This window comes from Microbacterium sp. NPDC055683, from assembly GCF_053617895.1.
The window spans coordinates 42,805-64,082 of the sequence record NZ_JBSHGQ010000021.1 but is presented as its reverse complement, the minus strand read 5'-3'; the positions used below and the strand labels follow the sequence as shown (position 1 = coordinate 64,082).

The 21,278-nt window shown below is 71.7% G+C and carries 24 protein-coding genes and 1 pseudogene; 8 read left to right on the top strand and 17 right to left on the bottom strand.

What is annotated here, in order from left to right:
- Positions 1–9: 9 nt before the first annotated feature.
- Positions 10–141, bottom strand: coding sequence for a hypothetical protein (locus ACWGPF_RS09935; RefSeq protein WP_452332672.1), 132 nt, complete (start codon positions 139–141; stop codon positions 10–12).
- 137 nt (positions 142–278) lie between these two features.
- On the opposite strand from ACWGPF_RS09935, the gene ACWGPF_RS09930 reads away from it, so the two are divergent.
- The 3 genes from ACWGPF_RS09930 to ACWGPF_RS09920 all read left to right on the top strand — a co-directional run bounded on the left by ACWGPF_RS09930 (position 279) and on the right by ACWGPF_RS09920 (position 3,006).
- Positions 279–1,196, top strand: a complete 918-nt coding sequence (locus tag ACWGPF_RS09930) for a DUF808 domain-containing protein (RefSeq protein WP_452332671.1) — start codon at positions 279–281, stop codon at positions 1,194–1,196.
- Between the two features lie 162 nt (positions 1,197–1,358).
- Positions 1,359–1,886 carry a hypothetical protein gene (locus ACWGPF_RS09925; protein ID WP_452332670.1) on the top strand — a complete coding sequence of 176 codons (528 nt, stop codon included), beginning with the start codon at positions 1,359–1,361 and terminating at the stop codon, positions 1,884–1,886.
- Between the two features lie 226 nt (positions 1,887–2,112).
- Positions 2,113–3,006, top strand: coding sequence for a J domain-containing protein (locus ACWGPF_RS09920; RefSeq protein ID WP_452332669.1), 894 nt, complete (start codon positions 2,113–2,115; stop codon positions 3,004–3,006).
- Positions 3,007–3,245: 239 nt separating this feature from the next.
- Here ACWGPF_RS09920 and dnaB read toward each other — a convergent pair whose 3' ends face one another.
- From dnaB to phnD, 11 genes are all read right to left on the bottom strand, one after another.
- On the bottom strand, positions 3,246–4,628 hold the full coding sequence (gene dnaB / locus ACWGPF_RS09915) for a replicative DNA helicase (RefSeq protein WP_345438187.1): 1,383 nt from the start codon (positions 4,626–4,628) through the stop codon (positions 3,246–3,248).
- A gap of 427 nt (positions 4,629–5,055) precedes the next feature.
- The gene (gene rplI / locus ACWGPF_RS09910) at positions 5,056–5,511 is read right to left on the bottom strand and encodes a 50S ribosomal protein L9 (protein WP_345438185.1); all 456 of its coding nucleotides are present in this window, start codon (positions 5,509–5,511) and stop codon (positions 5,056–5,058) included.
- A 9-nt stretch (positions 5,512–5,520) separates the two neighbouring features.
- A complete protein-coding gene (rpsR, locus tag ACWGPF_RS09905; RefSeq protein ID WP_029146075.1) occupies positions 5,521–5,775 on the bottom strand; it encodes a 30S ribosomal protein S18 in 255 nt (84 codons plus the stop codon).
- Between the two features lie 27 nt (positions 5,776–5,802).
- Positions 5,803–6,345: a single-stranded DNA-binding protein gene (locus ACWGPF_RS09900; protein ID WP_345438182.1), complete on the bottom strand. Its 543-nt coding sequence runs from the start codon at positions 6,343–6,345 to the stop codon at positions 5,803–5,805.
- Positions 6,346–6,350: 5 nt separating this feature from the next.
- A complete protein-coding gene (gene rpsF / locus ACWGPF_RS09895) occupies positions 6,351–6,713 on the bottom strand; it encodes a 30S ribosomal protein S6 (protein ID WP_345438180.1) in 363 nt (120 codons plus the stop codon).
- A 166-nt stretch (positions 6,714–6,879) separates the two neighbouring features.
- Positions 6,880–7,605: a tyrosine-protein phosphatase gene (locus tag ACWGPF_RS09890; protein WP_452332668.1), complete on the bottom strand. Its 726-nt coding sequence runs from the start codon at positions 7,603–7,605 to the stop codon at positions 6,880–6,882.
- Positions 7,602–8,270 carry a TetR/AcrR family transcriptional regulator gene (locus ACWGPF_RS09885; RefSeq protein WP_452332667.1) on the bottom strand — a complete coding sequence of 223 codons (669 nt, stop codon included), beginning with the start codon at positions 8,268–8,270 and terminating at the stop codon, positions 7,602–7,604. Before ACWGPF_RS09885 ends, ACWGPF_RS09890 begins: the two co-directional genes overlap by 4 nt.
- Positions 8,267–9,025, bottom strand: coding sequence for a tyrosine-protein phosphatase (locus ACWGPF_RS09880; RefSeq protein ID WP_452332666.1), 759 nt, complete (start codon positions 9,023–9,025; stop codon positions 8,267–8,269). Before ACWGPF_RS09880 ends, ACWGPF_RS09885 begins: the two co-directional genes overlap by 4 nt.
- Complete coding sequence (phnE, locus tag ACWGPF_RS09875) at positions 9,022–9,888, bottom strand: phosphonate ABC transporter, permease protein PhnE (RefSeq protein WP_452332665.1); 867 nt, start codon at positions 9,886–9,888, stop codon at positions 9,022–9,024. The genes ACWGPF_RS09880 and phnE overlap by 4 nt, the downstream gene beginning before the upstream one ends.
- Positions 9,869–10,699 (bottom strand): phosphonate ABC transporter ATP-binding protein, encoded by an 831-nt coding sequence (locus ACWGPF_RS09870; RefSeq protein ID WP_452332664.1) that lies wholly within the window; start codon positions 10,697–10,699, stop codon positions 9,869–9,871. Before ACWGPF_RS09870 ends, phnE begins: the two co-directional genes overlap by 20 nt.
- Positions 10,699–11,613 carry a phosphate/phosphite/phosphonate ABC transporter substrate-binding protein gene (gene phnD, locus ACWGPF_RS09865; protein WP_452332663.1) on the bottom strand — a complete coding sequence of 305 codons (915 nt, stop codon included), beginning with the start codon at positions 11,611–11,613 and terminating at the stop codon, positions 10,699–10,701. The genes ACWGPF_RS09870 and phnD overlap by 1 nt, the downstream gene beginning before the upstream one ends.
- 204 nt (positions 11,614–11,817) lie before the next feature.
- Between phnD and ACWGPF_RS09860 the strand changes: the two genes are divergently transcribed.
- Complete coding sequence (locus tag ACWGPF_RS09860; RefSeq protein ID WP_452332662.1) at positions 11,818–12,936, top strand: hypothetical protein; 1,119 nt, start codon at positions 11,818–11,820, stop codon at positions 12,934–12,936.
- A gap of 218 nt (positions 12,937–13,154) precedes the next feature.
- A pseudogene (locus ACWGPF_RS09855) lies at positions 13,155–13,559 on the top strand (Hsp20/alpha crystallin family protein); the annotation flags it as partial.
- A gap of 60 nt (positions 13,560–13,619) precedes the next feature.
- Here ACWGPF_RS09855 and ACWGPF_RS09850 read toward each other — a convergent pair.
- From ACWGPF_RS09850 to ACWGPF_RS09835, 4 genes are all read right to left on the bottom strand, one after another.
- Positions 13,620–14,009 (bottom strand): DUF779 domain-containing protein, encoded by a 390-nt coding sequence (locus tag ACWGPF_RS09850; RefSeq protein ID WP_452332673.1) that lies wholly within the window; start codon positions 14,007–14,009, stop codon positions 13,620–13,622.
- Positions 14,009–15,556: an acetaldehyde dehydrogenase ExaC gene (gene exaC / locus ACWGPF_RS09845; protein WP_452332661.1), complete on the bottom strand. Its 1,548-nt coding sequence runs from the start codon at positions 15,554–15,556 to the stop codon at positions 14,009–14,011. Before exaC ends, ACWGPF_RS09850 begins: the two co-directional genes overlap by 1 nt.
- A gap of 95 nt (positions 15,557–15,651) precedes the next feature.
- Positions 15,652–16,956: a GAF domain-containing protein gene (locus tag ACWGPF_RS09840; protein ID WP_452332660.1), complete on the bottom strand. Its 1,305-nt coding sequence runs from the start codon at positions 16,954–16,956 to the stop codon at positions 15,652–15,654.
- A gap of 49 nt (positions 16,957–17,005) precedes the next feature.
- Complete coding sequence (locus ACWGPF_RS09835; protein WP_452332659.1) at positions 17,006–17,710, bottom strand: GNAT family N-acetyltransferase; 705 nt, start codon at positions 17,708–17,710, stop codon at positions 17,006–17,008.
- A gap of 138 nt (positions 17,711–17,848) precedes the next feature.
- On the opposite strand from ACWGPF_RS09835, the gene ACWGPF_RS09830 reads away from it, so the two are divergent.
- Positions 17,849–18,358, top strand: coding sequence for an ATP-dependent endonuclease (locus ACWGPF_RS09830; protein ID WP_452332658.1), 510 nt, complete (start codon positions 17,849–17,851; stop codon positions 18,356–18,358).
- 16 nt (positions 18,359–18,374) lie between these two features.
- Here ACWGPF_RS09830 and ACWGPF_RS09825 read toward each other — a convergent pair whose 3' ends face one another.
- Entirely contained in the window at positions 18,375–18,914 is a 540-nt protein-coding gene (locus ACWGPF_RS09825) for an RBBP9/YdeN family alpha/beta hydrolase (protein ID WP_452332657.1), read from the bottom strand.
- Between the two features lie 63 nt (positions 18,915–18,977).
- On the opposite strand from ACWGPF_RS09825, the gene ACWGPF_RS09820 reads away from it, so the two are divergent.
- A complete protein-coding gene (locus ACWGPF_RS09820) occupies positions 18,978–20,339 on the top strand; it encodes a plasmid pRiA4b ORF-3 family protein (RefSeq protein ID WP_452332656.1) in 1,362 nt (453 codons plus the stop codon).
- Between the two features lie 26 nt (positions 20,340–20,365).
- Positions 20,366–21,097, top strand: a complete 732-nt coding sequence (locus tag ACWGPF_RS09815) for a lysoplasmalogenase family protein (RefSeq protein ID WP_452332655.1) — start codon at positions 20,366–20,368, stop codon at positions 21,095–21,097.
- Positions 21,098–21,278 lie beyond the last annotated feature (181 nt).

Sequence of the window (21,278 nt, the reverse complement as noted above, 5' to 3'; positions counted from 1 at the left end):
GCCCGCATCTCAGTCGTCCGCCGCGTCGACGTCGGTGTACTCCCCCGGTTCGTCGACCCGTCGTGCGGGAGCACGGTCGCCGTCCTCCTGCTCGACGTCGGTGTACTCGCCCTCTCGATCGGGATTCTGCTCGCGTGACATGATTCCTCCTCGGCTGGTCCTGCGAGTGTCGCGCACGATGCGCGCGTCGCCCATCCCCTTGACACGTCGGCGACCCGCGGCGACGGTAGTCTGTCGTCCCGGCGCCTCGTCCGGCGCGGAACCTGGGGGAAAGTCGCATGTCGGTTGGTCTGCTCGCGGTCGTCGACGACATCCTGAGCGCGGCGATGAAGGCGTCGGCGAAGACCGCGGGCGTCGTCATCGACGACGCGGCCGTGACGCCGCAGTACGTGCAGGGCATCACGCCCGCGCGGGAGCTGCCCGTCGTGGGGAAGATCGCGCTCGGCTCGCTCGTCAACAAGTTCGTCATCATCATCCCGATCGCCCTGCTGCTGACGGCGTTCGCCCCATGGGTCCTGCCGTACCTGCTCATCCTGGGCGGCGCCTACCTCTGCTTCGAGGGGGCGGAGAAGGTGCTGGAGTGGTTCGGCCTCGGGCACGGGCATGCCGACGAGGGGGCGCGCGACGAGCGCAAGCTCGTGCTCGGCGCCGTGCGCACCGACCTCATCCTGTCGACCGAGATCATGCTCATCTCGCTCGCGAGCCTCGACGGCGGCATGAGCATCTGGATGACGCTGGGCGTGCTCGCGGTCATCGGCCTCCTCATGACGGTCGTCGTCTACGGCGCGGTCGCGCTGCTCGTGAAGATCGACGACATCGGCCTGAAGATGGCGAAGAACCCCGTGCAGCGCGTGCGGCACACGGGGACGCGCATCGTGCGGTCGATGCCCGCCGTGTTCCGCACGATCAGCATCATCGGGACCATCGCGATGCTGTGGGTCGGGGGGCACCTGCTGCTCGCGAACCTCGGCGAGGTGGGGCTGTCGTTCTTCTCCGACCTCATCCACGCCGTCGAGCATGCGCTCGAGCCGGCGGGCGCCGTCGTCGTGTGGCTGGGCGACACGGCCGTCTCCGCCGTGGCGGGTCTCGCCGCGGGACTCGTCATCGTGGGCGTCGTGCTGCTCGTCGGCCGGATGGCCGGCCGACGTCCGAGCTTCCACGAGGGCGAGGAGTCGCCCGCCGACGTGCACGTGTGAGGCGCGGGGGCGTGGGATTCGCTTCGGCTGCGGCGCGCCCTCCGCAGTGCGCTTCGCCAGTGCGGATGTAGGCTTCCCGGCGCTTCGCCAGTGCGGATGTAGGCTTCCGACCGTCCTGGGACGCACATCCGCACTGGCGAGTCCCGGGTGGAGGGTGCACACGTGAGCTACCAGGCCGACGAGGCGACATCCGATCATGCCGGCCGACGCGTCGTCCTGCGCACGAACGCGCAGTTCGATGCGCTCGCGGGTGCCTTCGAGCAGGCGGTGCCCGCACTCTCCGACGAGGCGGCGCTCGCCGAGCTGCGCGCGGGCGACTGGGCGGGGTTCGTGCGCGGCGTGCAGTGGGAGTCGCCGAGCGGCTTCGTGCGGACGGCGACGTCGCACCCGGCCGCGCTCTTCGCGCACGCGGGCGCCGATGCCCGCAGCGCCGTCTGGAACCTCGCGCATCCCGCGATCGCGGCACGGCTGTTCCGGCACGACCCGGGCACGATGCTGCACATGCCGCTGCGCGTCGAGGCGCACACGACGCGCGCCCCGGGCACGGTGGTGAGCTTCGAGGTGCCGAGCACCGCACTCGCGGGCTACGGCGTCAACAAGATCACGCAGGCCGGCGCCGAGCTCGACCGTGCGCTCGGAGACCTGCTCGAGGACATCGGCCTGCCGCGGCCGTCGGCGCTGCGGCGCTGAGGGGGTCGCGGCCGGGGCCGTCGAGCACGGGCGCTGTCGCGCGCGGCACTCATCAGTGCGGATGTCGACCCGTGCCGCACTCGCCAGTGCGGATGTCGACGTTTCGGCCCCTTCAGGCCTACATCCGCACTGGCGAAGCGCGCGCGGCCGACATCCGCACTGATGAACCGCCGCTGCACACACCCCACGGCGGCTTCGGCCGATCGGCGGGATAGCCTGGGCGACGATGTTCACCAGCCCGCTCTCGGCGTCACCCTACGAGGTGCTCGGCGTCGCTTCGACGGTCGACGACGAGGAGCTGCGGCGCGCGTACCGGCTGCAGCTGCGGCGCACGCATCCCGACACGGGCGGCGACGCGGCCGCGTTCATCCAGGTGCAGCGCGCGTGGGAGCTCGTCGGCACGGCCGAGCTGCGCGCCGCGTTCGACCGTGGCGACGCCGAGCGCGAGACGCTCCGATGGGATGGCCGGGGCCCGTCGGGATGGCGTGACACGCGCCCGCGGGCGCGCTCGCGCGGCACAGCGGGAGCCTGGCGCCGCAGTCGCTACCTCGAGCTGGTCCGGGAGTGGGCCGGAGAGGACGTCGACGACCCCTACGCGACGGCATTCGTGCGCCAGGCGCCGTGGGAGCTGCGGCGGATGCTCGCGGACGCGCTCGCCGAGGAGGACACGGCCCGCACCATCGACGACCTCGGCATGGGGTTCACCGTGTGGCACGACGTCGCGACGGGGCCGGACGCCGACGACAAGCTCGACCACGTCGTGCTCAGCCCCACGGGGCTGTACGGCCTGACGAGCGAGGACTTCGGGCGGCCGGTGGGATTCCGCGGCGGCGAGGTGATCGGGGAGGCGACGCCCGTGGCGGACCTGCTCGCGCGCATCCGCTCGGTGTCGAAGGCCGCACGCGTGCGCTTCGGCGGTGCGGTCTTCGTCCTGCCCGACGACGACCTCGGCGAGCCGATCACGGCGCTCGGCGCGGTCAAGGGGCTGCCCGTGGTGGCCGTCCGCCGAAGCGCGCTGCGGGCCGTGCTGCGCGCGGGCATCCCGGGCGCCGGCATCGTGGGCGGCCATGTGCTGTTCGACGTGCGCACGCGGCTGGACGCGGCCATCCGCTTCGTGTGAGGCCTCCCCGGGGACGGCCGTTGTGAAGGCCTCGAGCGCCTGGCTTTGGGAGCAGCGCCCGATGCTCGATGAGGAGCGACCAGGCTGAGGCGGCGGGGCCGGCGCCCCAGCGCCTGACCCCGCCTGATGGGCGCTCCCCCAGAGAGCTCCCGAAGATGAGAGCTTCGGGGAGGCCGATCCGTCACGCGTTCCCAGGATGCTGCCAGGGATGTCGCGGCTGCGGCGCGGACCGCGCCGCCTCAGTCGCCCCCGCCGAACTCGCTCACGGGCGCCATGTCGGCGAAGCGCGAGTAGTGGCCCTGGAAGGCGACCTCGATGTTCGCGGTCGGGCCGTTTCGGTGCTTCGCGACGATGATCTCGGCGCCGCCGGGGTTGTCGTTCTTGTCGTACACCGACGGGCGGTGCAGCAGCATGACCATGTCGGCGTCCTGCTCGATCGATCCCGACTCGCGCAGGTCGCTCACCTGGGGCCGCTTGTCCTGACGCTGCTCGGGGCCTCGGTTCAGCTGCGACAGCGCGATGACCGGCACCTGGATCTCCTTCGCGAGCAGTTTGAGCGCACGCGAGAACTCCGACACCTCCTGCTGACGCGACTCGACCTTCTTTCCGCTCGTCATGAGCTGCAGATAGTCGATGATGACCATCTTCAGCCCTGCGCGCTGCTTGAGCCGCCGGCACTTCGCGCGGATCTCCACGAGCGTCATGTTCGGGCTGTCGTCGATGTACAGCGGGGCGTCGTTGATGCGTCCACGGGTCGCCGCGACCGTCGTCCAATCGCGCGAGTCGAGCGATCCCTTGCGCATCGACTGGAGAGGGATGGCCCCCTCCGCGCTGAGCAGGCGCATCGCGATCTCGCTGCGCCCCATCTCGAGCGAGAAGAAGATCGTGGGCATGTTCGCCTTGATCGCCGCGGCACGCGCGAAGTCGAGCGCGAGCGTCGACTTTCCCATGGCGGGTCGCGCCGCGATGATGATCATCTGCCCGCCGTGCAGGCCGTTCGTGAGCGTGTCGAGCTCGGTGAACCCCGTCGGGATGCCCGTCATCTGCCCGTCGCGTCCGCGCGCGAGCTCGATCTCCTCGACGGCCGCGTCGACGGCGACCGTGAGCGGCACGTAGTCCTCGGTCTGCTCGGTGCCCGTGACGTTGTAGATCTCCGCCTGGGCCGCGTTGACGAGCTCGACGGCCTCGCCCTCGCCCTTGTAGCCCATCTGAGCGATCTTCGTTCCGGCGTCGACGAGACGACGCAGCAGCGCCCGCTCCGACACGATGCTCGCGTAGTAGCCGGCGTTCGCCGCCGTCGGCACGATCGACGTCAGGGTGTGCAGGTAGTCGGCGCCGCCCGCACGCTGAAGGTCGCCCGTCTTGATGAGCTCGTCGGTGACGGCCACGACGTCGGTCGGCTCGCCGTGCGAGTAGAGCGACAGGATGGCCTCGAAGATGACCTCGTGCTTGGGCACGTAGAAGTCCGCCCCGCGCAGCGCCTCGATGACGTCGGCGACGGCGTCCTTCGACAGCAGCATGCCGCCGAGCGTCGACTGCTCCGCGATGAGGTCGTGCGGCGGCGTGCGCTCGTGGTCGCGCGGTCCCCCGGCGCGGCTCTCCCCGATTTCAGCGATCGACAACGCGCTCTCCTCTTCTCATCCCCCGCGGCCCCGACCGGCCCATCCCAGCACCGACGTCGGACACCCGCCTCGAACACCGTAGGCGGGGCCATCCCCCGCTCCAAAAGGACCTGTGGACAACTCTGTGGACAGCCTGCGCAAAACGCCGTGGATGATGTGGAATCACCCTGTGGAGAGAAAAGACTCGCCCGGGAGTCCACCGCCCTGGATACCTACCTGATCAGGAATTTCTTCTACTCACACCCTGTGGATGGATGTGTGATTAAAGGATCGCTTGAAGGTTTGTGGTAGCTGCATCGAGCTGTGGACGACGTCAAGACCCTTAGCCCGATATGACAGTGGATGTCGCTGCCCGGAGAGTCTTCCCCAGGCACGACGAAGCGGCGCGGAACCGAGGTTCCGCGCCGCTTCGGAAGTCCCTGGGGACTTACTTCTTGAGCGCGACGACCTGCAGCGAGATGACCGCGGTCACCTCGTCGTGCAGACGCACGAGCGCCTCGTGATCGCCCACGACCTTGATGGCCGAGGGGATCGAGACCTTGCGCTTGTCCAGCTCGCCGAGACCGGCCTCCGACACCGCGGCGGCGACGTCGGCCGGCTTGACCGAGCCGAAGAGACGGCCCTCGGCGCCGGCCTTGACGGCCAGACGCACGCGGGCGTTCTCGATGGTGTTCTTCAGGGCGACCGCGTCGTCATGCGACGCGATGGCGCGAGCCTCGCGGGCCGCGCGGATGGCCGCGACCTGCTTCTCGCCGCCGCGGCTCCACGCCACAGCGAAGCCCTGGGGGATGAGGTAGTTACGGGCGTAGCCGTCCTTGACCTCGACCACGTCTCCGGCGCTGCCCAGGCCGTCGACCTCGTTCGTGAGAATCAGCTTCGACATGGGTGCTCCTTAGCGGCCTGCGCCGGCGTAGGGCAGGAGAGCCATCTCGCGCGCGTTCTTGATCGCGCGCGCGATGAGGCGCTGCTCCTGCACCGAGACACCGGTGATGCGGCGGGCGCGGATCTTGCCGCGCTCCGAGATGAACTTGCGAAGGGTCGCGACGTCCTTGTAGTCAATGACGCCGACCCGGATCGACTTCGCGGGAGCGGCGTTCTTCGCGCCCTTCCGCGGCTTGCGGCGGTCGCCGCTCGACTTTCCAGCCATTTCAGGTCCTTTGAGATGAGTTCTGAATCAGAACGGGGTGTCGTCCGAGAACGACCCCGGGGTGCTCCATGCGTCGGCGCCGGACTGGCCGGGTGTCGCCCAGGGCTCCTCCGACGCGGCCTGCTGCTGCGGGCGCTGCCCGTAGCCGCCCGCGTTGCCGCCGCCGACGGCGTTGCCGCCGCCGTAGCTCCCCTGGCCGCCGCCACCGGCGGCGCGGGTCACCTGCGCGGTCGCGTAGCGCAGCGAGGGGCCGATCTCGTCGACCTCGAGCTCGATGGAGGTGCGGCGTTCGCCCTCCTTCGTCTCGTAGGAGCGCTGACGCAGACGGCCCTGCGCGATGACGCGCATGCCCTTCGTCAGCGATCCGGCGACGTGCTCGGCGAACTCGCGCCACACGCTGGCACGGAGGAACAGGGCTTCGCCATCCTTCCATTCGCCCGACGCGCGATCGAAGTTGCGCGGCGTCGAGGCGATCGTGAAGTTCGCCACCGGCAGGCCGTTCTGCGTGTAGCGCAGCTCGGGATCGGCCGTGAGGTTCCCCACGACGGTGATGATGGTCTCGCCTGCCATGGTGCTTAGGCCTTCGCCGCCGTCTTGCGCGCAGCCTTCTCCTCGGCGCGCTTCGCCTCGGCGGCCACCAGTGCGATGGCCTCCTCGGCACGCAGCACCTTGGTGCGCATGATCAGCTCGCTGAGCTTGAGCTGGCGGTCGAGCTCGACCGTCGCCTCGCTCGTGGCGGTGAAGTTGACGACGGCGTAGATGCCCTCGTTCTTCTTCTGGATCTCGTATGCCAGACGGCGCTTGCCCCAGATGTCGACGTTGTCGATCGAGCCACCACTCTGCGTGATGACCGTCAGGAACTTGTCGAGGTGCGTGGGGACCTGGCGCTCGTCGACCTCAGGCTGAATGATGACCATGAGTTCGTACTGGTGCGTCACTTACCCACCTCCTTCGGACTCGAACGGATGCCGGGCATTTCCCGGCATCAGGAGGGTGTGTTGCATGTCGTGCGGTGATCCGCGGGCAGAGCCGCGGCCGCACAACCTTCACATCATACCCGATCTGAGGGGCAGGCCCCAACCCGGACGGGTCGCGCGGGGGGGGTCAGGCGCGCAGGCGCTCCCGCAGCGCGTCGACGGTCGCGGGCGCGCCGCCCGCCGCCGCGAACCACGCCTCCGCGCCGCCGCGCCTCTCGAGCTCGTCGAGGAACCCCTCCATCGCCGTCGCGGGCGCCGTGAGGATCTCCTCGGGGATGTCGATCGAGAGCTGCGCTCCCGCCGTGCGGGCGGCGACCGTGCGGCGCGAGCGCGCGTGCACGCCCGGCATGTTCGCGGCCGTCCGCACGTAGTCGGCGACGATCGCGTCGCGGTCGACGCCGACGAGCGCGAGAGCGATCGCGACCGTGACGCCCGTGCGGTCCTTGCCTGCCGTGCAGTGCACGAGCACGGGGCCTGGGGCCTCGGCGATCTCCTCGATCGCGCGCACGAGCAGCGCGGCAGCCTCGCCCTCGAGCATCGAGGCGTACATGCCGCCGAGCCCTGCGCGCACGAAGGCCGCCAGTTCGTCCTCGGAGAAGTCGAGCCGGGCGCGGCCGCCCATCAGCGGCAGGTCGACGACACGGCTCTCGCCGAGGAACGGGTGCGCCTCGCTCTTCTCGGCGTCGTCGCGCAGATCGAGCACGACAGCGGGCGGCCACGGCACGCCGTCGGGCACGCCGTCGCCCGAATGCGGAGCGTCGCTGCGCAGCAGCGCGCCCTCCCGCAGGACGGGGCTCGCCGAGCCGGCGTCGCGCAGGTTCGCGAGGTCCCGCGGGGTCTCCGTGATGCTCATTCGTCCTCCATGGGGTGTGCGTGCAACGGATCGACGGCCATCCCCCGCCAGGCGATCAGGAGGGCCTGACGGCAGCGGTCGACGACACCGGGATCGTCGAAGGATACGCCGCGGACGACGTACTGGTAGTAGAAGACGCCGTTCATGAGGTCGATGCACGCGTCGATGTCGATGTCGTCGCGCAGCTCGCCGCGGCGGATGCCCTCGGCGAGCACATCGGAGATCGCCGAGCGGCGGCGGGCGACGTGCGAGCGCCAGTACGCCCTGGCGAGCTTGCGGTCGGTCATGGCGAGCCGGATGCGCAGGCGGAAGCGCTCGTCGCTGTAGCCCGCGCCCGCCGCGCCGGGCAGCGAGTAGCCGTCGAGCAGCGAGGCGAGCAGGTCGTCGCCGACCGGCACGATCGGCACCTCGCGCCCCACGTCGAGGGCGGCTGCGAGCAGGTCGGTCATGCTCGGCCACCGGCGGTAGAGCGCGGCGCGGCTCACGCCGCTCAGCTCGACGACGCGGCCGACCGTGACCTCCTCTCCGCGGTCGAGCAGCGCGACCGCCGCGTCGAGGATGCGCTCATCGTGCCCCTCGGCGCGCGGACGACCGGGGCCGCGCCGCGCAGGCGCGACCCCGTCGGGGCGGACGGCCGTCTCGGCCGAGGGGGCCGTCACCGTCATGCGGCGAGCGCGCGCTCGCGCAGGCGGGCGATGAGCGCGTCGTCGAGGCCTGCCCCGCGCAGCGGCGCGAGGGGGTCGCCGTGGCGCTCCGCGAGGCCGGCGAGGAGCCCGCGCATGGGCGCGGGCGAGAACTCCGTCCGCACCGCGGCACGCGCGGCGGCGTCGAGATCGAACCCGTACCGCTCCATGAGCGGCTGCATGACGGGCGCGATGCGCCGCATGATCGCAGCCGAGTTGTCTCCCGTGCGGGCGTAGTCGGCGACGATGTCGTCGTGGTCGGCGCCGAGCGCAAGCAGCAGCGACGCGGCCAGCACGCCGGTGCGGTCCTGCCCCGCCGCGCAGTGGAACGCGACGGCGCCGGGGGCGTGCGCGATGATCGCGAGCGCCGTGACGATCTGCGCGGCCGCCGTCTCGGCCATCCGCACGTACATCGACGCGAACGACGACTGGTCGACGGGGAGGTCGTCGCCGGCGTCGCCGATGGACGCCATCAGGGGCACGTGGTGGTACGTCACGCCGGCGTGCGCGGCGAGCGGTCCACGGCCCGTGATCGCGACCTCGTCGGCCGAGCGCAGGTCGATCACGGCGCGCAGTCCGTCGGCGACGAGCGCGTCGGCGACGTCTTCGGTGACGAGGGCGAGGTCGTCGGCGCGGATCGCGAAGCCTTCGCGCACGACGCCGCCCGCGGCGGGGATGCCTCCGAGGTCGCGGAGGTTGACGGGGGCGGAGAGCGCGAGGACGTCGACGAGGGTCATGTGATCTTCCTTCGGATGATGGCGCTCGCCTGGTCGATGACCGTGACGAGCACGATGATGCAGATGACGATCGCGGACAGGTGCCCGTAGTCGTACATCTTCATGGCGGTGGTGAGCTCGAGGCCGATGCCGCCCGCGCCGACCATGCCGAGGATGGTCGCGCCGCGGACGTTGCCCTCGAAGAGCAGCAGCGTGTACGAGACGAGGAGGGGCGCCGACTGCGGCAGGATTCCGTACTGCACGACCTGGCGCGGCGAGGCGCCCACGGCCTGCATGGCCGTGACGGGACCGCGGTCGACCGACTCCATGGCCTCCGCGAACACCTTGCCGATCGAGCCGATCGAGCCGACCGTCATGGCGAGGATGCCCGCGAAGGGTCCGAGGCCGACCGCCGAGACGAACATGAGCGCGAAGACGAGGTCGGGCAGCGACCGGATGACGTTCATGATCCAGCGCGTCGGGTAGTACAGCCACCGCGGGGCGATGTTGGAGGCGGCGCCGAAGGCGACGACGAGCGACAGCACGGCGCCGAGCACCGAACCGACGATCGCCATCTGCAGCGTCTCGACGAGCAGCGCGACGATCGTGCCGAACTTGTCCCAGGTGGGAGGGAAGAGCCGTCCGAGGAAGTCGCCCATGTTGACGGCGCCCTCTCCGAGCTTCGCGAAGTCGAAGCCGGCGCCCACGAACGACCACACGAGCAGCACGGCCGCCACGGGCAGGCCGAGCAGGAAGCGGGCGCGCGGCACCGAGAAGGCGCGCTCGAGGCGCTCTCGGTCGCGCGGGTCGAGCTGCGGGGCTCGGGGCGCCTTCGCGCGCTCGGCACCGCGCCGGATGGCACGCTCAGGCGATGTCGTCGACATCGTCGTCCTCCTCGTCATGGGCGTACACGGGCTCGAGCGCCGTCGCGTCGAGCTGGGCGGTGGGGGCCGAGACCACGAGCTCGCCGTGGCGCAGGCCCACGATGCGGTCGGAGTGCTCGAGGGCGAGCGGCATGACGTGCAGGCTCACGAGCACGGGGATGCCGTCGTCGCGGGCGATGTCGTGCAGGAGCGTCAGCACCTGGTGCGACATGCGCGGGTCGAGGGATGCCACGGGCTCGTCGGCGAGGATGAGCTTCGGGCTCTGCATGAGGGCGCGCGCGATCGCGACGCGCTGCTGCTGCCCGCCCGAGAGCGACCGCGCCGGCTCTGCCGCCTTGTGGGCGATGCCGACGCGGTCGAGCAGCTCGAGGGCGCGCCGACGCTGTGCGGAGCGGAATCCGCCGACGAGGTTGAGCGCTCCGGCATCATGGAGCCCGCCGGTCAGCACGTTCGTCAGCACGCTGAGCCGGCCGACGAGATTGAACTGCTGGAAGACCTGGCCGACCGACGCGCGCACGTCGCGGAGCTGGCCGCGGCGCAGGTTCGTGAGGTCGAACCCGCCCACGCGCACCGCGCCATCCGCGATCGGTGCGAAGCCCGTGAGGCTCTTCATGAGCGTCGACTTTCCCGAGCCCGACGATCCCAGCAGGGCCACCATCTCGCCGGGGAACAGATCGAGGTCGACGCCGTCGAGCACGAGGGGCCCGTCTCCGTACGCGACCTTCAGGCCGCGCACCGAGACGAGGGGGAGCCGCTGGCGCAGTTCCGCGGTCGTGGGGGCGGACGCATCCGCCTGCTGCGCGGTCGTCATCAGCCGAGGTCCGAGATGTCGACGTCGGCGATCGCGGCGATGTCGACGAACGGCTGGAAGATGTCGTCGGCCGGCTCGAGGATCGGATCGGTGCCCTGCATCGCCTCGAACATCGCGCCGAGCGCCTCGGCGTTCTCCTCCGTGAACACCGCGGGCAGCGCCTCGAGCAGCAGCTCGCGCTTGTCGTCGGCGATCTGCTGGTCGGCGAGCACCGACACGGCGACGGGCATCGAGTCGCTCTCGCCGATCGAGCGCGTCTCGCCCTCTGCGAAGGGGAACATGTCGGTGCCGACCATCGTCGGGAAGATCGTCGACGTGCAGGCGACGTCGACCTGCCCCTCCTCGAGGGCGATGAAGCTCATGTCGTGGCCGCCCGAGAACATCGACGTGTAGTCGACGTCCTTCTCGAGGCCCGCGCCGTCGAGCATCGAGACGGGCATGAAGTACCCGGAGCTCGATGCGGGGTCGGCGAACGCGACCACCGTCTCCGGCGTGATGTCCTCGAGCGACTGGAGCGGCGAGCCGTCGAGCACGAGGCAGGTCGACACCGGCTCGTCGTTGCCGGGCCAGGCGACGAGGGCATCGACCTCGCCCGTGTTGACGGCGAGCGCCGACGGGAACCCGCTCATGAACCCGATGTCGACGTGGTGGTTGCGGATGGCCTCGACGACGGCCGTGTAATCGGGCACGTCGACGATCTCGACGGCGCGGCCGGTCTCCTCCTCGACGAGCGAGGCGAACGCCTCGATCGGGTTCTCGGCGGTCGGGTCGTCGCCGAGCGGCGTCGTGGCGAAGGTGATGGGGGCGTCGGGGTCGGACGCCGCGGATGCGTCGGCGGAGGCGGCGGAGCAGCCGGCGAGGGCGACGCCGCCGAGGGCGACGAGGGCGAGGGCGGGGAGGACGCGGGCGCGCATGACGGGCGGTTTCCTTTCGGGAGGAGATATCGCGACGGGCGATATCGGAAAGGCAAGCGCCTCCAGGTGACGCGCAATTGCGAGACCGCCGTACTCGGAAGGGAACCCGACGTGAACATCCGGTGTCGCGGGACGTCCGCCGCGTTCGTCGCACGCCTCCTCCGCGGGGGCACGGCGGGCGACGACGTCTTGTAGCGTCGAGGCGTGCCCCCGTTCGACGCCCGCGCCCTCACCGAGCCCGTCGACCGCGCAGCGGTGAAGCGGTTCGCGCAGGAAGTCGACACGCGCTACCCGCGCTCGACGGGCGCGACCGTCGCCATGGTCATCGCGATCGCCTTCGCCGTGGTCATCGGCATCATGATCGTCGTCATCGGCGGCGGCGCCGTGCTGCTGGCCATCGCGACGGGCCTGTCGGCGGGGGACGGCGGACCAGGGCTCGTCGCCTTCCTCCCGCTGATCTTCTTCGGAGGAGTCGCCGCCGTCATCGTCGCGGGCGTCGTCGTGTCGACGCGTCGCATGAAGGAGCGGCGCTGGCGGCTCGACCGGTTCGCCCGCGCGAACGGGATGGCCTACATCCCGACCCACGCCGATCCTCCGCTGCCCGGGATGGTCTTCGGGATCGGCGGCAGCCGCCGCTCCGACGACATCGTGCGGGGCACGACGCCACGGTTCGTCGAGTTCGGCAACTACCAGTACACGACGGGCTCCGGCAAGAACAGGAGCACCCACCGCTGGGGGTACGTAGCCATCCGCCTGGACACGCCGCTGCCGCACATCGTGCTCGACGCGCTCGGCAACAACACCGTGTTCGGGTCGAACCTGCCCGTCGGGTTCCGCACCGACCAGCGACTCTCGCTCGAGGGCGACTTCGACGAGCACTTCGCCCTCTACTGCCCGGAGGGGTACGAGGCCGACGCGCTGTACCTCTTCACGCCCGACGTCATGGCGCGCTTCCTCGACAACGTCGGCCGGCTCGACGTCGAGATCGTCGACGACTGGATGTTCCTGTACACGCGGCGGCAGGTGTCGACGCTCGATCCGGCGACGTGGCAGTGGATGTTCTCGGTCGTGGGCGCGCTCATCGGCAAGCTCGACCAGTGGGGCAGATGGCGCGACGACCGCCTGGCCGCATCCCCCGCCGGCTGGGCGCCCGGCTCGCCCGCCGCCGGGCCGCTGCCGTTCTCGGTGCCCGCCGCGACGGCGCCTCCGCGCGGCGTCGCGAGCGAGGGCCGTCGCCTGCGTCGCCGCTTCTCGTGGCTCGGCCTGGTCTTCCTCATCCTCGCCGTCGTCGGATGGTTCCTGCCGCTCCTGACGGGCGATTGACCGGGGCGCCGCGGCGGCCATCCCCCGTCCACCGCGGCGCATCCTCCCGAACCCCCCGAGGATAACGGCGCGACCCTGGGCATCCCACGGGGAGCACTGCCCGCCTGGCAAGGGCTCGGCATCTCTTGGCACTCTCCCCTGTCGAGTGCTAATCTCTACTTGAGTCGATGAGACTCAAGTTCTGTAGGTGAACAACGCCACACAGAAGGAGGACGATCATGGCGATGTTCTTCGATCCGTTCCGCGAGCTGGACCGAGTGGCCCAGCAGATGCTCGACCGTCAGGGCCCGCGGCTCATGCCGATGGACCTCTACCGCGACGGCGACCACTACGTCCTGAATGCCGATCTGCCGGGTATCGATCCCGGCAGCGTCGACATCGACGTGGACGGCCAGGTGCTCACGATCCGCGCCGAGCGCACCGTCCGCGGTGACGAGGGCGTCTCCTGGATCACCCACGAGCGTGCGTCCGGCTCGTTCCTGCGGCAGCTCAACCTCGGTCAGGGGATCGACACCGAGGCGATCTCCGCCCGCTACGAGAACGGCGTGCTCAGTGTGATCATCCCCATCAGCGAGAAGGCCAAGCCGCGCAAGGTGGCCGTGACGCACGGCAGCGATGCGCCGGCTCTGACGTCCCGCGGCCGTCGGCGGGGGCCGGCGCCCGCCGCCGCGCCGGCCCCCGCCTCACCGCGCCGTGAGCCCGAAGTGCACCGCCTCCTCCCGGGTGAGCAAGCGCGAGCGGATGAGGAAGCGCATGCCCGTGGGCGCTTCGACGCTGAACCCTCCCCCGCGCCCCCGCACGACGTCGATCGTCAGGTGCGTGTGCTTCCAGTACTCGAACTGGGCGGCCGACATGTAGACCTCGATCGCATCGTCGAGCCCCGCGTCGACGGCACCCAGCAGGACGTCGCCCGGTCCCGTGAGGAACATCCCCACGGGATAGCACATGGGCGACGACCCGTCGCAGCACCCTCCCGACTGGTGGAACATGAGCGGGCCGTGCTGGGCCGTGAGCGTGCGCAGGAGCGCGGCGGCGTCATCCGTCACCGCGACCCTGCTGAGCTCCGTCGACATCAGAAGAACCCCATGGGTCCTTCGGCGTACGAGACGAGGAGGTTCTTCGTCTGCTGGTAGTGGTCGAGCATGCGCAGGTGGTTCTCGCGCCCGATGCCCGACTGCTTGTAGCCGCCGAACGCGGCGTGCGCCGGGTACTGGTGATAGGTGTTCGTCCACACCCGGCCGGCTTCGATGGCGCGGCCCGCCCGGTAGCAGAGGTCGGCGCTGCGGCTCCACACGCCGGCGCCGAGGCCGTACAGCGTGTCGTTGGCCGTGGCGATGGCGTCGTCGTACGTCGCGAACGACGTGACGGAGACGACGGGGCCGAAGATCTCCTCCTGGAAGATGCGCATGCTGTTGTCGCCCTCGAACACGGTCGGAGCGACGTAGTACCCCTCGCTCAGGTCGCCGCCGAGGTCCACGCGCTCCCCGCCCGTGAGCACGGTCGCGCCCTCGTCCCTGCCGATCTGGATGTACGACAGGATCTTCTCGAGCTGGTCGTTCGACGCCTGCGCGCCGATCATCGTCTCCGGGTCGAGCGGGTTGCCCTGCCGGATGCGGCCCACCCGGTCGAGGCCGTCGGCCAGGAAGGAGTCGTAGATCGACCGCTGGATGAGCGCACGCGACGGGCACGTGCACACCTCGCCCTGGTTGAGGGCGAACATCGCGAAGCCCTCCTTCGCCTTCTCGTAGAACGGGTCCTGCGCGGCGGCGACGTCCTCGAAGAAGATGTTCGGGCTCTTGCCTCCGAGCTCGAGCGTGACGGGGATGAGGTTCTGCGAGGCGTACTGCATGATGAGGCGGCCCGTCGTCGTCTCGCCCGTGAACGCGACCTTGCGGATGCGCGGGTGCGAGGCGAGCGGAGCCCCCGCCTCGATGCCGAAGCCGTTCACGATGTTGACGACGCCGGCGGGGAGCAGGTCGCCGATGAGGTCGAACAGCAGCAGGATCGACGCCGGCGTCTGCTCGGCCGGCTTCAGCACGACGCAGTTGCCCGCCGCGAGCGCGGGGGCGAGCTTCCACACCGCCATGAGGATGGGGAAGTTCCACGGGATGATCTGGCCGACGACGCCGAGCGGCTCGTGGAAGTGGTACGCCACGGTGTTCTCGTCGAGCTGGCTGATGCCGCCCTCCTGCGCGCGCAGGACGCCGGCGAAGTAGCGGAAGTGGTCGACGGCGAGGGGGATGTCGGCCGCGAGCGTCTCGCGCACCGGCTTGCCGTTCTCCCACGTCTCGGCGACGGCGATCATCTCGAGGTTCTGCTCGATGCGGTCGGCGATGCGGTTCAGGATGACGCTGCGTTCGGCGGGGCTCGTGTGCCGCCAGGAGGCGAACGCCTTCCAGGCCGCCTCGACGGCGCGGTCGATGTCCTCCGCGGTGCCGCGGCCGACCTCCGTGAAGGGCTTGCCGGTCACGGGAGTGATGTCCTCGAAGTAGCCGCCTTTCACCGGCTCGACGAACTCGCCGCCGATGTAGTGCCCGTATCGCGGGCGGTAGGTCGCGACCGACCCCTTCTGGCCCGGTGCGGCGTAGACGCTCGACACGCCCTCTTCCACGATGGTCATTGCTGTCTCCTTCGACTGCGCGACGTCGGCGGGGCGGGACGCCCCGCGCGGTGTGCCGTCACGCTACGTCGCGGCAGGTTGCATCGGGTTGCGCGCTACGCGAGGCGGTCGAGGCGCGCGACGACGCCGGCCCGACGCGGCGACCGGCGCGGGAGCATCCGCAGCACCTGCCGGAGCGCCTCGACGTCGTCGGCTCCCGTGTCCGTGTCGATGTAGGCGAGCAGCACGTCCACTCCGGCCTCGGCGAGCAGGGCCTCGCGCAGCGACGTGCGGATGGTCTCGCGCAGCTCCGCGACGCCCGGCGCCGTCGAGTCGGGCAGCGCGTCGCCGCGGTAGGCGGCGAGCGCGACGCGATGCGCTCCCCGGTCGAGGAGCGACTGCACCTGCTGCGCGTCGGTCTCGACCGCGGCCATCCGGTACGGGCGGGAGTCGGGGACGAGCGCGGGCGCCGACCTCTCGAGCAGGCGCCTCAACCGCACCATCTCCGGGCGGAGCGTGCCGACCGCCGCGGCGTCGCCGTAGACGAGCTCGGCGAGGCGGTCGGCGGCGAGCCCCTGACGGTGGGTCGCGAGCATGAGGACGATCTCGGCGTGGCGCATGCCGAGCTCGACGACGCGCTCGCCGCCGTCGCCCGCGAGCGCGAGCAGCGCGCGATCGCGGCCGAGCACGGAGAGGATGGCGCGGGTCGCCGGCGGCACGGGCCTGCGGCTCCGGTGCACGGGCTCCTGGCGGGAGCGCAGCCGTGCGACGAGGAGCTCGCCCTCGACGGCACGCGCCGTCGCGTCGACGAGCAGCTGCGCCTGCGGGCTGGCCGCCTCGTCGCCTCCCGTGACGTCGATGACGCCCAGCAGCCGTCCCGACTCGGGATCGCGCACGGGAGCCGCCGTGCACGACCACGGCTGGACGAGCCGGTTGAAGTGCTCGGCGCCGTGCACCTGCACCGAGCGCCCGAGGGCGAGGGCCGTTCCGGGAGCCGCCGTGCCGACGCGGTCCTCGGCCCAGTTCGCCCCCTCCGCGAAGCCCATGTCGCCCGCCCGCGAGCGGAGGGCCCTGTCGCCCTCGACCCACATGAGACGGCCGGCGGCATCCCCCACCGCGACGAGCACGCCGGAGTCGTCGCCTCCGCCGGGCAGCAGCAGGCCGCGGATCAGCTCGAGGGCTCCCGCGAGCGGATGGCCGCGGCGGTAGGCGTCGAGCGCGTCGCCGCGCAGATCGAGGGCGGGCAGCGCCTCCGCGCGCACGCGGCTGCCGACAGAGCGACGCCACGACTCCCGCACGAGCGGACGGATCTGCGCGAGCCGCGGGTCGGCGGCGTTGCCCGCGAGGAGCTCGTCGTGTGCGCGCTCGACGAGCAGGCGCGAGGCCCGGGCGCTCTCGCTGCGGAGCCACGGAGACGACATGGCGCTCCTTCCTCGTCGAGGGAGCGGATGCTGTCATCCTAGGCCGCGGTCAGGGTGTGCGCACCCCGAAGAACGCCGTCTCCTTGCGGACGAGGAACCCGAGCTTCTCGTAGGCGCGGATGGCGTTGACGTTGCCCGCTGACGCGTGCATGAGCGCGCGGTCTCCGCGCTCACGGATGTGGAAGGCGACATCGAGGACGAGGCGCGAGGCGAGCCCCTGCCGGCGGTACGCCTCGTCGGTCGAGACGGCGCTGATCTCGGTCCACCCTGCGGGGTGCAGGCGCTCGCCGGCCATCGCGACGAGGCGCCCGTCGCGGACGACGCCGACGTAGCGGCCGAGCTCGTGCGTGCGCGGCAGGAACGGCCCCGGCTGGTTGCGCGACACGATCGCGAGCATCGCCTCGACGTCGTCGGCGCCGAGCTCGACGGCCTCGTCGAACGGCTCGGGCGCGAGGCGGTCGGTCTCGACGAGCTGCACGCCCGCGCCGCGGCGCACCTCGACCCATCCGTCGGGCAGCTCGGGATCTGCGTTCGAGATCGGCACCTCGACGCCGTGGCCGAACACCTCGATGAGGGCGTCCCACACGTCGGGGTCGTCCCATGAGCGCACGCCCGTGAAGGGCGAGACGTCGTCGGGGTACCGCTTGACGAGGTCGTTCCCGATCGCGAAGCGCGCATGCGCTCCCGTGAGCGACGACCACGCGGGGTTGTCGAGGACGGGGTCGGTCGTGGTGCCGGGGATGGCCGTGGTCATGGGCGCCTTCCGTCGAGGGATCTGCGGGACCTCGGAGGCAACGCTAGGCGGGCGCCGGTTCTTCCCGCGCCGCGTGTCGCCGCGTGACAGAACGTGCCGTCCCGTGACGGGCACCATCCGCCCTGCTAGCGTGCCCGCATGCGGCGCACGGTCATCCTCGTCGAGGGCGAGAGCGACCGCGCCGCCCTGCATGCGGCGGCGGTGCGCCTCGGCGAGGAGCCGCCCGCGCGCATCGGGGTGCTGCACGGCATCACGAACCTCGCGAAGGCCCTCGCGGCGCACGCCGGCGACGGGGTCGTCGTGCTGTTCGACGGAGACGAGCGGGCGCGCGTCGCGCGGGTACTCGCGGGCGCGACGACGACGCCGGTCGCCGCGACCGCGTGCGAGCGCGACCTGGAGGACGAGCTCATCCGCGCGCTCGGCGCGGATGGCGTGCTCGCCGTGATCGCGGCGGAGGGCGACCTGCCCGCATGGCGGGCTCTGCGCGGCCAGCCATTCCACCGCCGACGCCCCGTGGAGGAGGTGCTGCACCGCTTCATGGGGTCGATCGGCGGACGCAAGCTGCGGTACGCGCGGGCCCTCGTGGAGGCGCTGCCGCCGGGGGCGATCCCCCGCCCGCTCGTCGACGCCCTCGCGGCGGCGCGCTGACGGCGGCGCGCTGAGGTCACCCCGGGAGCCGGGCCCCGGCGCCGAACGCCTCCAGCAGCTCGCGACCGTGCGGCCATGCGCCGAGGCCGCTCTCCGCGTTGAGGTGCCCGTGGGGGCCGACGTCGATCCAGCCGGCGCCGATCGCCGCGGCGAACGAGGCCGACCGTGCGGGCGATGCGTACGGGTCGTCGGTGCTCGCGACGACGAGCGTGGGGGTCTGCAGCGAGCCGTCGAGATCGATGGCGCGGAACGATGCGGCGGCGTCGGGGAACGCCGGGCCCTCCGGGTCGGGCGGCGCGACGAGGAGGAGCCCGGCCGCGAGCGTGCGGTGACGCCGTGCCCACGCGACGGCGGCGAGGCATCCGAGGCTGTGGGCGATGAGGAGCGAGGCGTTGCCGTCCGACGCGCGGTCGAGCGCGAGCAGCCAGTCGTCGAGGTCGGGCTCGTCCCACGACGACGGGGCGAAGCGGACGAGGTCGGGGCGCGAGCGCTCCCAGTGGCTCTGCCAGTGGTCGGGGCCGGAGCCGCCGATCCCGGGGACGACGATGGTGCGCATGGGCTCACGCTAGCGGTGCCGCGTTTCCGGCCCGAGTCGGCGGGGGTCCGTACGATCGAGGTCATGGACCCCGACGAGCGTCTGCTCCTGCGTGTCAGCCTGCTCGACGTCGAGCCGGAGGTGTGGCGGACGTTCGAGATCGACGGCCAGTTGAGCGTCGGGCATCTCCACAGCGCCCTGCAGATCGTCATGGGGTGGCGCGAGTCGCATCTGCACGAGGTGCGCGAGGAGACGGGTGCGGGCCGGGAGCCCCTGCGGTGGGGGCGTCCGACGCAGGACGACCCCGACGTCCTGGATGAGGACGCGTGGACGATCGCGGGGGCGATCGAGGAGTCGCCGCTGCTCTACCGCTACGACTTCGGGGACGGGTGGGAGCACCGTGTCGAGATCGTGCCGGGCGAGGTCTCCGGCGCCGGCCATCCGCCCGTGCTCCTGCGCGACGGCGCGAACCGCGCCCCGTGGGAGGACAGCGGCGGTCCGCACGGATACGACGCGAACCGCGCCGCGCTCGCCGACCCCGGCCATCCCGATCACGCGTCGATCCGCGAGTGGGTGGAAGAGACCGTGGGCCCGTGGAGCCCCGTGGACCCCGCGGCGTTCGATCCCCTCGGGGTGCAGTCGGAGCTGAACCTGCTGTTCAACCCCGGCGGGTCGGGGGCGCATCCCGCCGACATGTCGGGGCTCGTGACGGTCGACGCGCTGCGGGGGCCCGACGACGTCGCGCTCGACTCGCCGCTCGTCGCCTACGCGGGCGAGCTGCCGCCGCCCGTGCGGATGGAGCTGCGACAGCACCTGCACCGCACGGGCGTGCTCGCGCCGACGGGGATGTCACCCGAGACCGCGGCGCGCATCGTGCGGCCGTTCGCGTGGCTCGTCGACCGGGTCGGGACCGACGGCGTCGACCTGACGTCGGCGGGTTGGCTGCCGCCGCAGATGGTGCTCGACGGGATGACCGAGCTCGGCTGGCTGGAGGGCTGGATCGGGAAGGGCAACCGCGAGGATCTCACGCCGCCGATGGCGAACCTCCGGCAGACGGCGACGCGGATGGGCATCGTCAGGGCGCAGAAGGGGCGGCTGCGGCTGGGCGCGGAGGCGAAGAAGGCCGTCGGCGATCCGCGCCGGGTGCTGCGGCTCGTGGCACGAGGGCTCTACCGCAGGCTGCAGGATGCCGAGGTCGACGCCGCCGTGCTGCTGCTGCTCGCGTTCGCCGACGGCACGCCGCCCGCGCAGCGGTGGCGGTCGATCGCGTTCGGGCTCGAGATGGTGGGATGGCGGCACCCCGACGGCGATTTCAGCCCGGCCGACATCACGAGCGTCGCGGGGCAGACGGAGGACGTGCTCGGCATCCTGTTCGGATGGCGCGTGCGGATGGACTCGCCCGCGACCGACGACATGCGCCTGTTCGCGCGGGAGGCGCTGCGGTAGGGGTCACCGCGTCGTAGGGTCGTCCTATGGGGAGGGTCGCCTGGGCGTTCGCGCCCTATGCCGTCGTCTCGGTCGTGCACGTCGCGGCGCTCGCGCTGGACAGCCAGCTCGCACCCGCGACCAAGCTGCTGCTCATGCCGCTGCTGGCGGTGCCCGTGGTCGTCGCACGGCGAGATGCGCTCGTCACGGTCGTCCTGCTGGCCGCGATCGCGTTCTCGTGGCTCGGCGACGGTGCCGGGGTCGTGTTCTCACGGGTACCCGAGCTGCCGCTCATGCTCGGGTTCTTCGGCGCCGCGCATGTCGCTTACATCGTGCTCTTCTCGACCCGCGGCAGGCGGATCCCGCTGTGGACCCTCGTCTACTTCGCGTGGTGGATCGGCATGATGGTCGTGCTCGGCCCCTACACGGCCGGCATGCTGACGGCGGTCGCCGCGTACGGCCTCGTGCTCGCCGGCACGGCCGTGCTGTCTGCCCGCGGCGGCGCCGTCGCGGCGGTGGGCGGCGCGTTCTTCCTGCTCACCGACTCGGTGCTCGCCGTGCGGTTCTTCCTGCCCGACGCACTGCCGCCGTGGAGCGACCCCGTCGTCATGGCGGCATACGCGATCGGCCAGGGTCTGCTCGTCGCCGGGGCGCTCCGAATGGTGCGCCGGCGGCGTCCCGCGGCGGAGCGGGCAGGTTCGGAGCGCACCGGAGCGGAGCGCACCGGGTCGAAGGCGGCGGAGCGCGGGGAATCCGGCGGACGCGTTCCGACCCGCTGACGCTCGGCCGCGCGCGAGCGGGGGTTGCGCGCCCGTCCGTGCCGCGAATCGGACCAGCGGGGCAGGTGTCGCCGCCTGCGCACGACACGCGCACACCCGCCCCACCCATCCGACAAGCCCCCAGCCGCCAGCCACCCGCCCGCCGGTGCACCGCCCGACGGCCGAGAGCGCACGCGGTGCC

What these genes read in the sequence shown, in the direction of transcription:
- ACWGPF_RS09935 (WP_452332672.1), bottom strand. Translation starts at nt 141, where the DNA reads ATGTCACGCGAGCAGAATCCCGATCGAGAGGGCGAGTACACCGACGTC.
- rplI (WP_345438185.1), bottom strand. Translation starts at nt 5,511, where the DNA reads ATGTCGAAGCTGATTCTCACGAACGAGGTCGACGGCCTGGGCAGCGCC.
- exaC (WP_452332661.1), bottom strand. Translation starts at nt 15,556, where the DNA reads ATGACCATCGTGGAAGAGGGCGTGTCGAGCGTCTACGCCGCACCGGGC.
- ACWGPF_RS09815 (WP_452332655.1), top strand. Translation starts at nt 20,366, where the DNA reads ATGGGGAGGGTCGCCTGGGCGTTCGCGCCCTATGCCGTCGTCTCGGTC.
- ACWGPF_RS09820 (WP_452332656.1), top strand. Translation starts at nt 18,978, where the DNA reads ATGGACCCCGACGAGCGTCTGCTCCTGCGTGTCAGCCTGCTCGACGTC.
- ACWGPF_RS09870 (WP_452332664.1), bottom strand. Translation starts at nt 10,699, where the DNA reads ATGACGACCGCGCAGCAGGCGGATGCGTCCGCCCCCACGACCGCGGAA.
- rpsR (WP_029146075.1), bottom strand. Translation starts at nt 5,775, where the DNA reads ATGGCTGGAAAGTCGAGCGGCGACCGCCGCAAGCCGCGGAAGGGCGCG.
- ACWGPF_RS09880 (WP_452332666.1), bottom strand. Translation starts at nt 9,025, where the DNA reads ATGACCCTCGTCGACGTCCTCGCGCTCTCCGCCCCCGTCAACCTCCGC.
- ACWGPF_RS09850 (WP_452332673.1), bottom strand. Translation starts at nt 14,009, where the DNA reads ATGTCGACGGAGCTCAGCAGGGTCGCGGTGACGGATGACGCCGCCGCG.
- ACWGPF_RS09840 (WP_452332660.1), bottom strand. Translation starts at nt 16,956, where the DNA reads ATGTCGTCTCCGTGGCTCCGCAGCGAGAGCGCCCGGGCCTCGCGCCTG.
- ACWGPF_RS09825 (WP_452332657.1), bottom strand. Translation starts at nt 18,914, where the DNA reads ATGCGCACCATCGTCGTCCCCGGGATCGGCGGCTCCGGCCCCGACCAC.
- phnD (WP_452332663.1), bottom strand. Translation starts at nt 11,613, where the DNA reads ATGCGCGCCCGCGTCCTCCCCGCCCTCGCCCTCGTCGCCCTCGGCGGC.
- ACWGPF_RS09835 (WP_452332659.1), bottom strand. Translation starts at nt 17,710, where the DNA reads ATGACCACGGCCATCCCCGGCACCACGACCGACCCCGTCCTCGACAAC.
- phnE (WP_452332665.1), bottom strand. Translation starts at nt 9,888, where the DNA reads ATGTCGACGACATCGCCTGAGCGTGCCATCCGGCGCGGTGCCGAGCGC.
- ACWGPF_RS09900 (WP_345438182.1), bottom strand. Translation starts at nt 6,345, where the DNA reads ATGGCAGGCGAGACCATCATCACCGTCGTGGGGAACCTCACGGCCGAT.
- ACWGPF_RS09930 (WP_452332671.1), top strand. Translation starts at nt 279, where the DNA reads ATGTCGGTTGGTCTGCTCGCGGTCGTCGACGACATCCTGAGCGCGGCG.
- ACWGPF_RS09890 (WP_452332668.1), bottom strand. Translation starts at nt 7,605, where the DNA reads ATGAGCATCACGGAGACCCCGCGGGACCTCGCGAACCTGCGCGACGCC.
- ACWGPF_RS09920 (WP_452332669.1), top strand. Translation starts at nt 2,113, where the DNA reads ATGTTCACCAGCCCGCTCTCGGCGTCACCCTACGAGGTGCTCGGCGTC.
- ACWGPF_RS09830 (WP_452332658.1), top strand. Translation starts at nt 17,849, where the DNA reads ATGCGGCGCACGGTCATCCTCGTCGAGGGCGAGAGCGACCGCGCCGCC.
- ACWGPF_RS09885 (WP_452332667.1), bottom strand. Translation starts at nt 8,270, where the DNA reads ATGACGGTGACGGCCCCCTCGGCCGAGACGGCCGTCCGCCCCGACGGG.